Consider the following 13,277-nt stretch of genomic DNA (forward strand, 5'->3'; position numbering starts at 1 on the left):
TGGCGAAGTGGTACGCCGCCGACTCGCCCACCACGTCGACTTCTTTTGACGCGACCGGCTACCGTCCGGTCGACGTCGGCCACGTGCCCGCCATCGCCCACACGTCGAGGTCGAGGTCGCCGTCGCCGCCCTCGGCGAACGCGGAGACGCGGTCGGCGTCGTCGCGTGTCGGGTACACCCGGGTCGACAGGCAGCGGCGCTCGTTCGCGAACACCTCCAGCGTCGAGCCGTCGACGAACACGCGCAGGTCGACCGTCGCCGCCGGCTCGCCGGCGTCGCCGACGGGCATCCCGCGCGGCGCGCGGTTCACGCGCCCGTCGCCGCCGGCGTCGCTCCGGTCGACCGTCACCGTGTCGCCGTCGAAGCGGAGCACGGTCCGCTCGCTCCCCGCGGGCGACTCCAGCACCGAGAGGCCGACCGCGTCGGCGTCGCCGAGGCGGAGCGTACACTCGACGCCGAGGCTCGCGCCGCGGGCGTCGAGCAGGCGCTCCTCGTCGGCGAGCGCGAGGCGCTCGCTCGCGACCCGCTCGTCGCGGCGGGCGGCGAGTTCCGCGGCCGGACGCTGACGGAGTCGGCCGTCGGCGTCGGTGTCGATCACCCGCGGGACCGACATGGTCCCCGACCAGCCGGCGTCCCACTGGGCGCTCGCGTCGCGCGCCTCGACGAGCCACCCCCACGTCAGGTAGCGGTCGTGCTCCTCGTCCCACAGCGACTGCGGGGCGTAGAAGTCGCCGTGGTCGAGCAGGCCCGCCTCGCGCACGTCGAACGCCGGCGCGGCGGCGTCGCTCCCGGCGGGCGCGGCTGGGTCGCCGAGGTCGGCGTCGCCGAGGTAGTAGGCGACGCGGTCGTCGTCGGAGACGTGGAGCAGGCGGCCGTCGTCGAACGTGAGGAGTTCGGGGCACTCCCAGACCGGCTCGCCGCGCGGCCCGACGCCGGCGTGGAACACGCCGACGTACTCCCACTCGTCGAGCGTCTCGCCGCGGTACAGCAGCGCCGCGCCCTCGCCCGCGTGGTCGCCCGCGCCGTCGACGGGGGCCGCGTCGCTCGTGACGCCCGAGCCGATGAGGTGGTACCAGACGCCGTCCTCGCGCCACACGCAGTGGTCGCGGAACTCGGCGGCCCAGTCGGCCGTCTCGTACACGTCCAGCCCCTCCGGCGCCGACTCGATGACGGGGTTGCCGGCGTGCTTCTCCCACGAGCGCAGCATCGGGTCGTCGGTCGTCGCGAGGCACGGGAGTTGGTCGCGGCCGCACCCGCCCGTGTACAGGAGCGTGGGGGTGCCGTCGGTGTCGATCACGGTACAGCCGGACCAGCAGCCGTCGCGGTCGGGGCCGTCCGGGTCGGGGGCGAGCGCGACCGGCTCGTCCGTCCAGCGGAGCAGGTCGTCGCTCGTGGCGTGGCCCCAGTGGATCGCGTTGTGGAACGGCCCGCCGGGGTTGTACTGGTAGAACACGTGGTACGTCCCCTCGTGTTTCACGAGGCCGTTGGGGTCGTTGAGCCAGTTCGCCGGCGGCGAGAGGTGGTACGCCGGCCGGTGCCGGTCGTCGGCGAGGCGCTCGCGCAGCGCCGCGAACCCCTCGGCGGTGTCGGGGCGGCCGGTGAACGCGGGGAGCGTGCCCCGGCCCAGCGTCGCGAACGCGTTGCGGAGGAGGCGGTCGCGGAGCCTCGCGTGGCCGTCGTCGGGGCCGTCGAACCGGAGGGTGCCGCCGAGCCCGAGCACCGCGCCGTCGCCGACGCGCCACTCGATCACGGCCGACTCGTGGTGGATGTCGTGGCCGCCGTGGGTCGCGCACGCGAGCACGTCGCCCGACGCGGGGAGGACGCCGTCGTACCGGGCGTACGCCGCCTCGCCGCCCGGCCCGACGAGGTCGACGCGGGGCGGCGACCCGTCCGCGTCGCCGGGGCCGCGCGCGAACCCCTCGAACAGCGGGTGGTCGGCGTGGACCGACCGGATCCGGTAGCCCGCCACGCCGTCGGCGTCGCTCGCGCCCGTCGCGTCGGGCGCCACCCGGTCGATACCGAGCGGCTCGACCGCCGGGAGCGCGCGGGCGCCGAGCACGAGGCCGCCGCCGTCGGCGAGGTACGCGCGGATCGCCGGGCCGGCGTCGGCCACCGGCGCCGCGCAGTCGGCGAACGGCGCGTCGTGGTGCCACCAGAGTACGTCGTGGGCGGCGAGGTCGGCGTCGCCGTCGGCGACGGCCGTCAGCGACACCGGCTCGACGGCGGCGGCGACGCGGTCGGCGGCCGCGAACGCGGCCCGTCGCTCGGGGCTTTGCTCGTCGGCCGCGAGGACCCCTACCCGAACCGGGGCTGGATGCATGGGTCGAACGAATCACTCGCCGACGAAAAAGCGTTCCCGTCGTCCGCGACGCCGCCCGGTCCGGCGGCGGCGCGCCCGCCGAGTCGCAGCGCGCGGACGGGTCCGCCGGGCGCGGGCCGGGAGCGCGGCGACGGCGGCGGCGCCCCCGCAACCGGGTCGGATAAGTGCCGCTGGGTCCAAGACCGGGGCATGCAGTACCGCGAACTCGGAGACTCGGGCGTGGAGGTCAGCGAGGTCGCCTTCGGCGCGTGGGTCGTCGGCACCGACTGGTGGGGCGACCGGACCGACGAGGACTCGATTCGGATGGTCCAGCACGCCCTGGACCGCGGGATCACGTTCTTCGACACCGGCGACGTGTACGGCCACGGCCGCTCGGAGGAGCCGATCGGCGAGGCGCTCGGCGAGTTCCGCGACGAGGTCACCGTCGGCACGAAGGTCGGCTACGACTTCTACAACAACGCGCAGGCCGGCCACGGCGAGATCCCGAAGGATCTCTCGCCCGAGTACCTCCGGAACGCCGTCGAGCAGAGTCTCGACCGACTGGACATGGAGTACCTCGACGTGCTGTTCCTCCACAACGCGAACGTCGACGAGGTGACCGACGAGGTGCTGGAGGAGCTGTACGCGATGCGCGAGGAGGGGCTGTACGACGCGCTCGGCTGGGCGCTCGGCCCGTCGATCGGCTGGCTCGCCGAGGGCGACCGCGCGGTCGAACTCGACTTCGACGCGGTCCAGACCGTGTACAACCTGTTCGAGCAGACGCCAGGCCGCCACTTCCTCGACACGATCCGCGAGGAGGGCGCCGACACGAGCCTCATCGCGCGCGTCCCGCACTCCTCGGGGCTGCTCAACAAGCAGGTGCGCCCCGACACCGAACTCGGCAAGGGCGACCACCGCGCCCACCGCCCGGACGCGTGGTTCGAGACGGGCTGGGAGAAGGTCGACGCCATCGAGTTCCTCGAACGGGACGGCGAGCGCACGATGGGGCAGGCGTCGATCCAGTACCTCCTCGACGACGCGGAGGTCGCCAGCGTCGTCCCCACGTTCCGCTCGCTCGACGACATCGACGAGTGGGCGGCCGCGCCCGACACGCCCCGCCTCAGCGACGCGGAGCGCGCCCGCGTCGACGAGCTGTACGCCGACAACTTCGGCATCGAGCGCGACGACGGCATGAGCGCCGAGCAGTTCCGCACGTCCGTCGACGGCGACGACCTCCGCGCGGCCGGCGTCCTCCCGCGCGAGGAGCCGGCGGACTGACGCCGTGTCGACGACCGGCGCGGACGACCGGGCGGGCCGCTACGCGCGCCGGCTCCGGCGGCTCGCCGCCGTGACCCTCGTCGTCCACGCGGCGCTGGCGGCGCTCGTCTACCGCGACGCCGCCGGCCGGGACGTCTCCGGCGCCCGCTGGGCGGCGTTCACGCTGCTCGGCGGCCTGCTCGGGGTCGCCGGCTACCTCCGCCGACGCTGACCGACCGCACCCCCTCTCTTTCGCCTCGAAACCCCCGGACTGCGGAGCCGTGACTCGCCCGCGCGTTCACTTTCACTCCGCGCTCGGCCGCACGGCCGACGGGCGGCTCGGGACGGCACCTCGCCGCCGTCCCTCGAGGGCTCGCTCACGAAGTTCGCTCGGGACCGGACAGCCGGTGGGCGGCTCGGGACGGCACCTCGCCGCCGTCCCTCGAGGGCTCGCTCACGAAGTTCGCTCGGGACCGGACAGCCGGTGGGCGGCTCGGGACGGCACCTCGCCGCCGTCCCTCGAGGGCTCGCTCACGACGTTCGCTCGCCCTCGCCGGTCACGATCTCGAACCGCGCACCCCCGCCGTTCCGCGGCGCCGCGTCGGTCGCCCGCACGTCCCAGCCGTGGGCGTCCGCGATCTCGGCGACGATGGCGAGCCCGAAGCCGGTGCCGTCCTCGGCGGTCGTGTGCCCGCGCTCGAACACGCGGTCGCGGTCCGTCGGCGGGACGCCCGGCCCGTCGTCGGCGACGTAGAAGCCGCTCCGGGCGGGGTCGTCGAGCCGCCCCACGGTCACGGCGACGCCGTCGCCGGCGTGCTCGACGGCGTTGCGGAAGAGGTTCTCGAACAGCTCCTGCAGGCGCGAGGCGTCGGCCTCGACGGTGCCGACGCCGTCGGCAACCGACACGGTGCCGCCGCCGTCGATGGTCCGCCAGACGCTCGTCACCGTCGACGCGAGCGCGACCGGCTCGGTCTCGCCCACCGACCGGCCCGTGCGCGCGAGCGCGAGCAGGTCGTCGATGAGCGCCTCCATGCGCTCGTGGGCCGTCTCCATGTGGTCGAGGTGCGGGCTGTCGACGTGGTCGCCGAGCAGTTCGAGCCGCCCCTGTGCGACGTTCAGGGGGTTGCGGAGGTCGTGGGAGACGACGCTCGCGAACTCGTCGAGGCGCTCGTTCTGGCGGGCGAGCTGCCGCTCGCGTCGGCGAACGAGTTCCTCCCGCTCGGCCCGGTCGAGCGCCGCCTCGACCGTGTCGGCGAACAGCCGCGCCAGCGCGAGGTCGGTGTCGTCGAACCGGCCGGCGCGCTCGCTCGCGGCGAAGAACACCCCGTGGTCCCCCAGCGGGATCGCCATCCCGGCCCGGACGGGCGTGTCGGCGTCGGCGACCCGCGGCGACTCGCGGACGTCGTCGTGGCACGCCGGCTCGCCCGTCTCGTACACGTGCCAGCCGATGCTGTCGCGGCCGAGCGTCGGCACCTCCCCGTACAGGCCGCGGACCTCGCCCGTCACGCTCACGGGGACGAGCCGGTCGGCGTCGGTCGACCGCAGGTACACCGCGTTCAAGCGGAGGTCCAGCACCTCGTGGGCGGTGTTCGTCGCCGCGGCGGCGACGGCGGCGGCGTCGCGCGCCTCCATCAGCTCCCGGGTCGCCTCGTGGAGTTCGTTCACCCGCGCCTCGCGCTCGAGCCGGTCGAGCGCGACGCCGGTGTTCTCGGCGAGCAGTTCGACGAGGCGGAGCGAGCCGTCGCCCGACCCCTCGGCTCGTTCGGTGCCGGCGATCAACACCCCGTGGCCCGGGATCGGGACGACGACGCCGCGGTCCGGGTCGTCGGGGTGGTCCGGCCCGCCGAGGCGGAGTGACTCCTCGCGCTCGTACACCTCGTACACCCGGTCGCCGGGGGTGTACGTCGGGGGGTCGTCGTCGAACCGCTCGCGGACCGCACCGGGGTACGCCACCGGCACCAGCCCCTCGTCCCCGTCCGTCGCTCGGAGGTGAACCCCCGTGAGCGGGTAGCCGAGGACGCGCTCGCTCACGTCGACCACGACCGCCGAGAGCGACTCCCGGCTCGTCGCCGTCATGAGTTCGCGCGTCGCCGCGTACAGCGAGTGGAGCCGGTCGTCCACGCCCCCGCCGGCGGCACCCCCGGTCGTCATTGGCGGGTCTATCGATTCGCCCGGTATAAACCTCGGTCCTCGTCCATCAACGCAGATATTCGGCCGACTCGCGTTCGTCCGGTCGGCTCGTGGCCGGACCGCGGTTCCTTCGCGGGCGGCCCCCCGGAAGCAACGTCGGACGGATCCGGCCGGGAGGAACCGCCGCGCCGCCGTCCGTCCGTCCGAGCCCTCGGTCGCGCTCGCCTACGCCAGGAACACGTGCCGCGGCCGGTCCGCGAGGACGTCGCGCCCCCACGAGACGGTGTCGCGGAAGGCGTCCGAGCGGAAGAAGCCCATCGCGTCGTCCTTCGAGGCCCACTGGCTCGCGATGAACATGTCGTTCTCGTCCTCGCGGTTCACCATCAGGTCCGTCTCGAAGTGGCCGTCCATGTCGTCGAGCAGGTCGCCGACGACGCCGAACTTGTCGACGAAGTCCTCGCGGTGCTCGGGCTTGACGGTGTAGAACATCCCCATCGTCCCGAAGCCGGACTCCTCGCCGGCGCGTTCGACGATCCCCGGGAGCTCCGAGAGGAAGCCCGCGGCCGTCTCGGCGGCGCTGGCGGTGTCCCAGATGCTCACGACCGCCGCGCGGTCGGTCTCCGAGCCCTCGTACACGGCGGTCTTGACGTGGGTGCCGTAGTGGTCGAAGTTCTTGCGCAGGCCGTCGACCTCGTCGAACAGGTCGTCGGCGTCCGCCTCCGAGTAGAGGACGGTCGCGTACACGTCCTCGCCGTGGGGCTTGCCCGCGTAGATGTCCAGATCCTCCAGTTCGTGCCGGATGCTCGCCTCCTCGTCGGCGCCCGTGTCCTCGTCGGCGCTCCCGTGGTGGCCGCCGCCGTCGTCGCCGCCGTGCCCGCCCTCGCCGTGGTGGTGCCCGCCGTCGTCGCCGCCGTGGTGGCCGCCGGACTCGCCGTGCGGGTGGCCGCCGCCGTGGGCGGACTCGCCGCCGTGCTCGCTCGTGGGCACCCGCTCGCCGTCGAGGTACGCGCCCAGATCCGTCGGCGGGAAGCGCCGCCCGACGTAGAACGGCCCGAACTCGCCGTACTCGGCGGACGCCTCGTCGAAGCGCATCTCGTACACGATGTCCTTGATGTCGGCCGGGTCGCCGCCGAACAGCGTGACGCCCCACTCGTAGTCGTCGAAGCCGACCGACGAGGCGATCACCTGCTTGATCTTGCCCGCGTACTCGCGACCGATCTCGCCGTGGCCCGAGAGGAGGTCCGAGCGCTCCTCGTACGACAACGAGTACCAGTTTTGCCCGGCCTCGCGCTTGCGGTTCATCGGGTAGAAGGAGACGTACTCGCCGTCCGGGATCTCCGGCTTCAGCTTCCCCTCGATGTACCGGCGGATCCCCTCTTCGACCTCCTCCTCGTCCCCGTCGAAGTAGGAGTCGGAGACGTAGTCGGACACCTCGGTGACGGAGACGTACGAGGTCGGCTGGTCGGTGAACTCCGCCAGCGCGGTCGACTCGAAGCGGCGCTCGGCCGCCGAAAGCGCGTCCAGCGTCGGCCGGAAGTGCACGACCATGAGGTCGGCCTTGTGGCCGAGCACCGAGAACACCGCCGAGGCGCCCGCCTCGGCGTCGGCGACGCGCTCGTGTTCCTCGAGGTACGCGACACCCTCCTCGACCGCCAGTTCGCGGTCGCGCTCGGGCGCCTCGCGCCACGCGTCCCAGTCCACCGTCCGGAAGTCGTGGAGCACGTACCAACCCTCCTCCGTTTGCGGGGGTTTCGCCATGGCCGGATCCTCGGACGCGGGGGGCTTGTGGCTTGCGTCACCGCCCGACGGACGCGTGCGGCCCGGGCGCGGTCCGGGCCCGCTCGCACCGGGGCCCGCGACCCCCACACCGGCGACCGCCGCCGCGACCGATCCGCTCTTGGCCGCCTTCGCCGGACACCCGTCCGTGTCCGAGCCACCGATCCGTCCGGCGGCCGACGCGGACGCCCCCGCCCTCGCCGCGCTCTACCGGGACGCCTACGGCCGCCTCGCGGACGCCGGCTTCCCGTCGAGCGCCGCCGAGACCGACGCCGCCGAGGTCCGCGAGTGGCTCGCCGAGCGGGACTGCTGGGTCGTCGACGACCCGGCGGGGCACGACGACGCACCCCGCGTCGCCGCGGCGATCCAACTCCGGGGGCGCGAGGACTGGCCCTGTCCGGAGGTGTGTCGCCTCGCGGTCGCCCCCGAACGCCGGCGCGAGGGGCTCGGGGCGGCGCTGCTCGACCACGCGGAGGCCGTCGTCGCCGAGCGGGGTCACGACCGCGTCCGCCTCCGCTCGTTCACCGACCACCCGTTCCTGCTCGACTGGTACGCCGCCCGCGGCTACGAGCGGGTCGGCCTCCAGCGGCTCGACTCGCGGCCGTTCGACGTCCCGATCCTCGAGCGGCGCCTGTGAGGCGCTCGCCGCCCCCGTCCGGCGGTTCCGCGCGGGGTGTGCGGACCCGAACCCCTTTCACCGCTCCCCGACTTTCGGTGGGTAATGGCTACGTCCTCCCTCCTCTCGAACACCCTGCTGTGGGTGCTCGCGGGGATCCTCGCGTACTCGCTCGTGATGGCGGGGCTCTACTCCCGGGGGTACCTCCCGGACGCCGTCCGCGTGCAGGGGCCGCTGACGACGATCCACACGACCCGGGGCCGCGCGTTCCTGAACTGGCTGTCCGCCCCGCGACGCCTCTGGCGGGCGTGGAGCAACGTCGGCGTCGGCATCGCGGTCGTCGTCATGGTCGCGATGTTCGGGTTCCTCGTGTTCTCCGCGCTGGCGACGCTGGAGAGCCCCACCCAGACGCAGGCGAACCAGCCGTCGAACTTCCTCATCATCCCCGGCGTCAACGACTTCCTGCCGCTGGCGGTCGCCCCCGAGATCGTGTTCGGCCTGCTCGTCGCGCTGGTCGTCCACGAGGGGGGCCACGGCCTGCTGTGCCGCGTCGAGGACATCGACATCGACTCGCTGGGCGTCGTCCTGCTGGCGATCATCCCCGTCGGCGCGTTCGTCGAACCCGACGAGGAGAGTCAGGCGAGGGCCGACCGCGGCGCCCGCTCGCGGATGTTCGCCGCCGGCGTCACGAACAACTTCGCCGTCACGGCCGTCGTGTTCGCGTTGCTGTTCGGCCCGGTCGTCGCGTCCATCGCTCCCGCCGCCGGTCTCGCCGTCGGCGGCGCGTACCAGGGCGCGCCCGCCGCCGACGCCGGCATCGAGAGCGGCGACCGCATCACCGCCGTCGCGGGGCAGTCGGTCGCCGACCCCGCCGCCTTCGAGTCGGCGCTGTCGGCCGCCGACGACCCGACCGTCGAGATGACGCTCAACGACGGCGCGGAGACGGTCACCGTCGAGCGCCGGGTGACGGCGGTCGGCGCCGTCGAGGGGAACCCGCTCGGCCTGTCCGTCGACCCGCAGGGTGAACCGCCGCAGATCACCGCCGTCAACGGCACCGAGGTGCGCACCGAGGCCGCCTTCCGCGAGGCCGCCCGCGAGCACGAGTTCGCGCGGGTGACGACCAGCGAGGGGACCGTCCGGGCGCCGCTGGGCGCGTACGTCGCGGCCGTCACCGAGAACGGCGCGCTCGACAACCAGACGGACCTCTCCGGGCCGTTCACGATCACCCGGATCGACGGCGAGCGGATCGTCGACTACGACGACCTCACGACGACGCTCTCGGGGGACACCTACGCCCCGGGCGACGCGGTGACCCTCCGGCTGTACGCCGACGGCGCGTCCCGCGAGGTGACGGTCGAACTCGGCGGGACCGCGTCGAATCCGCTGATCGGCGTCTCCGTCGTGCGCGGCGTCTCCGGCGTCGTCGTCGACGACCTCGGGATCCAGCGCTACCCGGCCGAGGCGTACCTCGCGCTGCTGGGCAGCGACTCCGGCCAGGCGCCGCCGGGACTGGGCGGCATCGTCGGCTCCCCGCTGGGGCTCGTGTACGCCGCGCTGTTGCTCCCGCTCGCGAGCGTCGTCTCCGCGGCGCTCCCGTACAACTTCGCCGGCTTCTACGGGCCGTGGGCGGGCTTCTACGACGTGACCGGCCCGCTCGGCTTCCTCGGCGAGGGGCCGGTGTTCCTGCTCGCGAACGTCCTGTTCTGGACCGGCTGGATCAACATCCAACTGGGCATCTTCAACTGCATCCCCGGCTACCCGCTCGACGGCGGCCGCCTGCTCCGCATGGGCGCCGAGGGACTCGTCTCCCGGCTGCCCGTCTCCGACCGCGGGCGGCTGGTGTCGACGCTCACCACCTCCGTCGGACTCACGATGTTGGCGGCGCTGCTCGTCGTCGTGTTCGCGCCGTCGGTCCTCTGAGGACGGGGCGACGGACCGCCCGCGCCCCTTCGTTTCCCCGTCGCGTCCCGCGTTCGACTACTCGCCGGTGCCGCCGTCGGCCGCCGCCTCCTCGGGCCGGCCGCCGTCGGCGTCCGCCCGCGGCTCCTCCTCGTCGTCCCCGGCGTCGCTCTCGTCCGGCGCGTCAGCGTCGCCCTGGCGGGCGTGGAACTCCTCGGGGGTGTCGGGGACCCGCTCGAACTCCCCGAAGTCGCGCTCGTGGTGGCGGATCACCTGCTCGGCGATCCACCCGGAGTACTCCGCGTCGAAGCGCCACTCGTCGGGCTCGGGGTGGACGTCGAACCGGTCGTCGGTCGCGAACGCGACGTACATGTGGTAGAAGCCGAGGATCACGTCCGCGAAGTCGCGGGCCTTCCCGCCGACCTCGCGGCGCTTCTCCGCGAGGTGGTCGCGCCCGGCGTCGGTGAGCGCGAAGTACTTCCGGTCGGGTTCGTCCGCGCGTTCGATCCGCTCGGCGTACCCCTCCTCCTCGAACTTGTAGAGGATCGGGTAGACGGAGCCGTAGGAGGGCTCCCAGTGGCCGCCGCTGATGTCGGTGATCTCCTTGAGGATCTCGTACCCGTATCGCGGCTTCTCCTCTAAAAGCTCCAACACGATGTACGAGATGAGCCCACGCGGCGGGCCGCTCTTCCGCATTACCCGACGTTTCCGGTGTCGGTCACTAAGGGTTTCGGTCCCGAGAACGCCGCTGACTGACTGGCCAGTTCGTCTACCGGCCGATCTCGGGTTACGACCTTCCGGAACGCGGTGAACGAAACGGGGTGTCGGACCGCCGGGCCTCAGGCCGCCCGACGCAGGCGCGCGACGACGAAGTCGCGCTCCAGCTCCCCGAGGAACTCGCCGAGGCGCGGCCCCTGCGTCTCGTCGAAGAACAGGCGGTAGCCGGCGGCGAAGAAGTCGCCCACCTCCACGTCGTGGCGGCGGGCGGCCTCGTAGATCTCGCTCTGGATCGCCTCGCCGTCGTGGCCGGCCGCGACGAAGTCGGCCAGGTCGTCCAGCGCCGCCTCGACGGCCGCGTCGAAGTCGTGGTCCGGGAGGTCGGACTGGAGGCGGTAGTTGTACTCGTTGTCGCAGCGCTCGGCCCACCGGCGGGCGCGCTCGACGCGCTCCAGCGCGTCCTCGATGGCCCACTCCGGCGTGTCGTCGTCGAAGTGGCCCTCGTCGCGGGCCAACTGGATCCGGAACTCGCGGTCGTCGACCATCCCCAGCACCGCCGCGAACGTGTACGGGAGGCGCACGCGGCCCTCCCGCACCTCGTCGACGACGAACGGGTACGCCCGCTCGGCGAACGCCGTGAACCGCTCGTCGGGGTCGTCGTCGCCGAAGTACGCCCGCTCGAAGCGGTCGAACTCGTTGACCAACTGGTCGAGCCGTTCGACGTCGAAGTCCTTCGCCTTCTTCGGGTTCCGCGCGAAGAAGTAGCGTAGCACCTCCGGTTCGATCAGGTCGAGCACCTCCTGCACGGTGACGACGTGGCCCTCCGAGGAGGACAGCGACTCGCCGTTGAGCGTGAACCACTCGTACACCATCGGGACGGGCGGTTCGGTGCCGAGCACCTCGCGGGCGATGTCGACGCCGCTGGGCCACGACCCCTCGGCGTGGTCCTTGCCGAACGGCTCGAAGTCGACGCCGAGCACCTCCCACTGGGCGGGCCACTCGAAGCGCCACGGGAGCTTCCCCTCGCGGAAGGAGGCGACGCCCTCGTGGCCGCAGCCCTCCATGAAGCGGTCGCCCGCCTCGATCCCCGAACAGCGGTAGCCGACCTCGCGGGCGTCGACGTCCACCTCGGTCACGTCCTGCGTCAGCATGCCGCACTCGGCACACTGCGGCATGAACGGGACGTAGTCGGCGTCGACCTTGTCCTGGTACTCGCTCAGCGTCGCGCGGGCGGCGTCGGCGTCGCGGAGGACGCGCTCGACCACGTCGTCGAAGGCGCCGTCGGCGTACAGCTCCGTGTTCGACACCATCTCGACGGGGATGTCGAGGGCGGCGGCGTCGGCCTCCAGCAGGGCGGCGAAGTGGGCCGCGTAGGAGTCGTGGCCGTCCTCGAACGGGTCGGGGATGTCGGTGTACGGCTTGCCGAGGTTCTGCCCGAGCGCGCCGGCGTTCACGTCGCCCAGTTCCACGATGTTCCCCTCGGTGTCCGCGAGCTTGCGCGGGAGCTTCCGGAGGGCGTCCTTGTCGTCGCTGGTGAACACCTGCCGGACCTCGTGGCCGCGCTCGCGGAGCACGGCGGCGACGAAGTAGCCGCGGATGATCTCGTTGAAGTTGCCGATGTGGGCGATGCCGGAGGGGGAGACGCCCCCCTTGATCACGATCGGCTCGTCGGGGTCGCGCGCCTCGACCTCGTCGGCGACCTCGTCGGCCCAGAAGGCGTGGTGGGCGGCGCCGTCGCCGCCGCGGCTGCCGACCGCGTGCGGGTCGATGTCCCCGCCGTCGTCGGCGGCCCCGTCCCCGCTGCTCATCGCTGTGCCCAGTACGACGGCTCCCCGCCGCCGGCCGGGACCACGTCGGTCCCGGTGTGTTCGCCGTACAGCACCGCGTTCTCGACGGCCGTCGGGTCGTGGCCGTCGAGGACGACCGTCCGTATCCCGGCGCGCTGGATGAGCTTCGCCGCCAGCAGGTCGACCGGCGCGGAGGCGCCGGCGTCCCGGCTCATCGGGACGACGACCTCGACCAGTTCCTCCGGCGTCATCTCGGCGAACTGCTCGGCGGCGTCGTCGACGTTGGGGTCGACGTCGTAGATGCCGTCCGCGCCCGTCGCGAACACGAGCAGGTCGGCGTCGACGTACTCGCCCAGCGCCGCCGCGACGGCGTCGGTCGTCTGGCCGGGCGTGACGCCGCCCATCACCGACACGTCGCCGCGGCGGATGGCGGCGGCGGCCTCGTCGTAGTCGTGGGCCGGCGACGGGTCGACGGACGCGCCCAGCGCCGTGATGAGCAGCCGGGCGTTCACCCGCGTCACGTCGATGCCGAGCTGGTCGAGCTGGACCTCGTTGGCGTCCAGCTCGCGCGCCGTGCGGATGTACTCGCGCGCGATGCCGCCGCCCCCGACGACGACACCGAGCTCGCACCCCTCACCGACCAGCCGCTCGATGGCGGCGGCGTACGCCGCGACCCGCTCGGGGTCCAACTCCGGCGCGAGCACACTGCCGCCGAGCGAGAGCACTACTCTCATTGTCTCGGCTTACCGGCGTTTCGTTCTTAAGGGTCCCGGAGCGCGACCGTCTCGGCGCGCTG

General features: G+C 73.2%; 10 protein-coding genes. 4 read left to right on the forward strand and 6 right to left on the reverse strand.

Annotated features, from left to right (window positions below):
* Positions 1-58: 58 nt before the first annotated feature.
* Positions 59-2,320 carry a GH32 C-terminal domain-containing protein gene (locus P0R35_RS13860; protein WP_284013012.1) on the reverse strand — a complete coding sequence of 754 codons (2,262 nt, stop codon included), beginning with the start codon at positions 2,318-2,320 and terminating at the stop codon, positions 59-61.
* A gap of 189 nt (positions 2,321-2,509) precedes the next feature.
* On the opposite strand from P0R35_RS13860, the gene P0R35_RS13865 reads away from it, so the two are divergent.
* On the forward strand, positions 2,510-3,577 hold the full coding sequence (locus tag P0R35_RS13865; RefSeq protein WP_284013013.1) for an aldo/keto reductase: 1,068 nt from the start codon (positions 2,510-2,512) through the stop codon (positions 3,575-3,577).
* Positions 3,578-3,581: 4 nt separating this feature from the next.
* The gene (locus P0R35_RS13870; protein ID WP_284013014.1) at positions 3,582-3,788 is read left to right on the forward strand and encodes a hypothetical protein; all 207 of its coding nucleotides are present in this window, start codon (positions 3,582-3,584) and stop codon (positions 3,786-3,788) included.
* A gap of 299 nt (positions 3,789-4,087) precedes the next feature.
* Here P0R35_RS13870 and P0R35_RS13875 read toward each other — a convergent pair whose 3' ends face one another.
* On the reverse strand, positions 4,088-5,707 hold the full coding sequence (locus P0R35_RS13875) for a sensor histidine kinase (protein ID WP_284013015.1): 1,620 nt from the start codon (positions 5,705-5,707) through the stop codon (positions 4,088-4,090).
* 204 nt (positions 5,708-5,911) lie between these two features.
* Complete coding sequence (locus P0R35_RS13880) at positions 5,912-7,444, reverse strand: heme-binding protein (protein ID WP_284013016.1); 1,533 nt, start codon at positions 7,442-7,444, stop codon at positions 5,912-5,914.
* Between the two features lie 166 nt (positions 7,445-7,610).
* Here P0R35_RS13880 and P0R35_RS13885 point away from each other — a divergent pair, with 166 nt between their 5' ends.
* Positions 7,611-8,099 carry a GNAT family N-acetyltransferase gene (locus P0R35_RS13885; protein WP_284013017.1) on the forward strand — a complete coding sequence of 163 codons (489 nt, stop codon included), beginning with the start codon at positions 7,611-7,613 and terminating at the stop codon, positions 8,097-8,099.
* Positions 8,100-8,183: 84 nt separating this feature from the next.
* Positions 8,184-9,998, forward strand: a complete 1,815-nt coding sequence (locus tag P0R35_RS13890) for a site-2 protease family protein (RefSeq protein WP_284013018.1) — start codon at positions 8,184-8,186, stop codon at positions 9,996-9,998.
* A gap of 57 nt (positions 9,999-10,055) precedes the next feature.
* On the opposite strand, the gene P0R35_RS13895 is transcribed toward P0R35_RS13890, so the two are convergent.
* The 3 genes from P0R35_RS13895 to pyrH all read right to left on the reverse strand — a co-directional run bounded on the left by P0R35_RS13895 (position 10,056) and on the right by pyrH (position 13,215).
* Entirely contained in the window at positions 10,056-10,673 is a 618-nt protein-coding gene (locus tag P0R35_RS13895; protein ID WP_284013019.1) for a PadR family transcriptional regulator, read from the reverse strand.
* Between the two features lie 143 nt (positions 10,674-10,816).
* The gene (gene lysS / locus P0R35_RS13900) at positions 10,817-12,502 is read right to left on the reverse strand and encodes a lysine--tRNA ligase (RefSeq protein WP_284013020.1); all 1,686 of its coding nucleotides are present in this window, start codon (positions 12,500-12,502) and stop codon (positions 10,817-10,819) included.
* Positions 12,499-13,215 carry a UMP kinase gene (pyrH, locus tag P0R35_RS13905; RefSeq protein ID WP_284013021.1) on the reverse strand — a complete coding sequence of 239 codons (717 nt, stop codon included), beginning with the start codon at positions 13,213-13,215 and terminating at the stop codon, positions 12,499-12,501. The genes lysS and pyrH overlap by 4 nt, the downstream gene beginning before the upstream one ends.
* Positions 13,216-13,277 lie beyond the last annotated feature (62 nt).

The sequence above is a fragment of the Halobaculum litoreum genome (assembly GCF_030127125.1).
GTDB classification, from domain to species: domain Archaea; phylum Halobacteriota; class Halobacteria; order Halobacteriales; family Haloferacaceae; genus Halobaculum; species Halobaculum litoreum.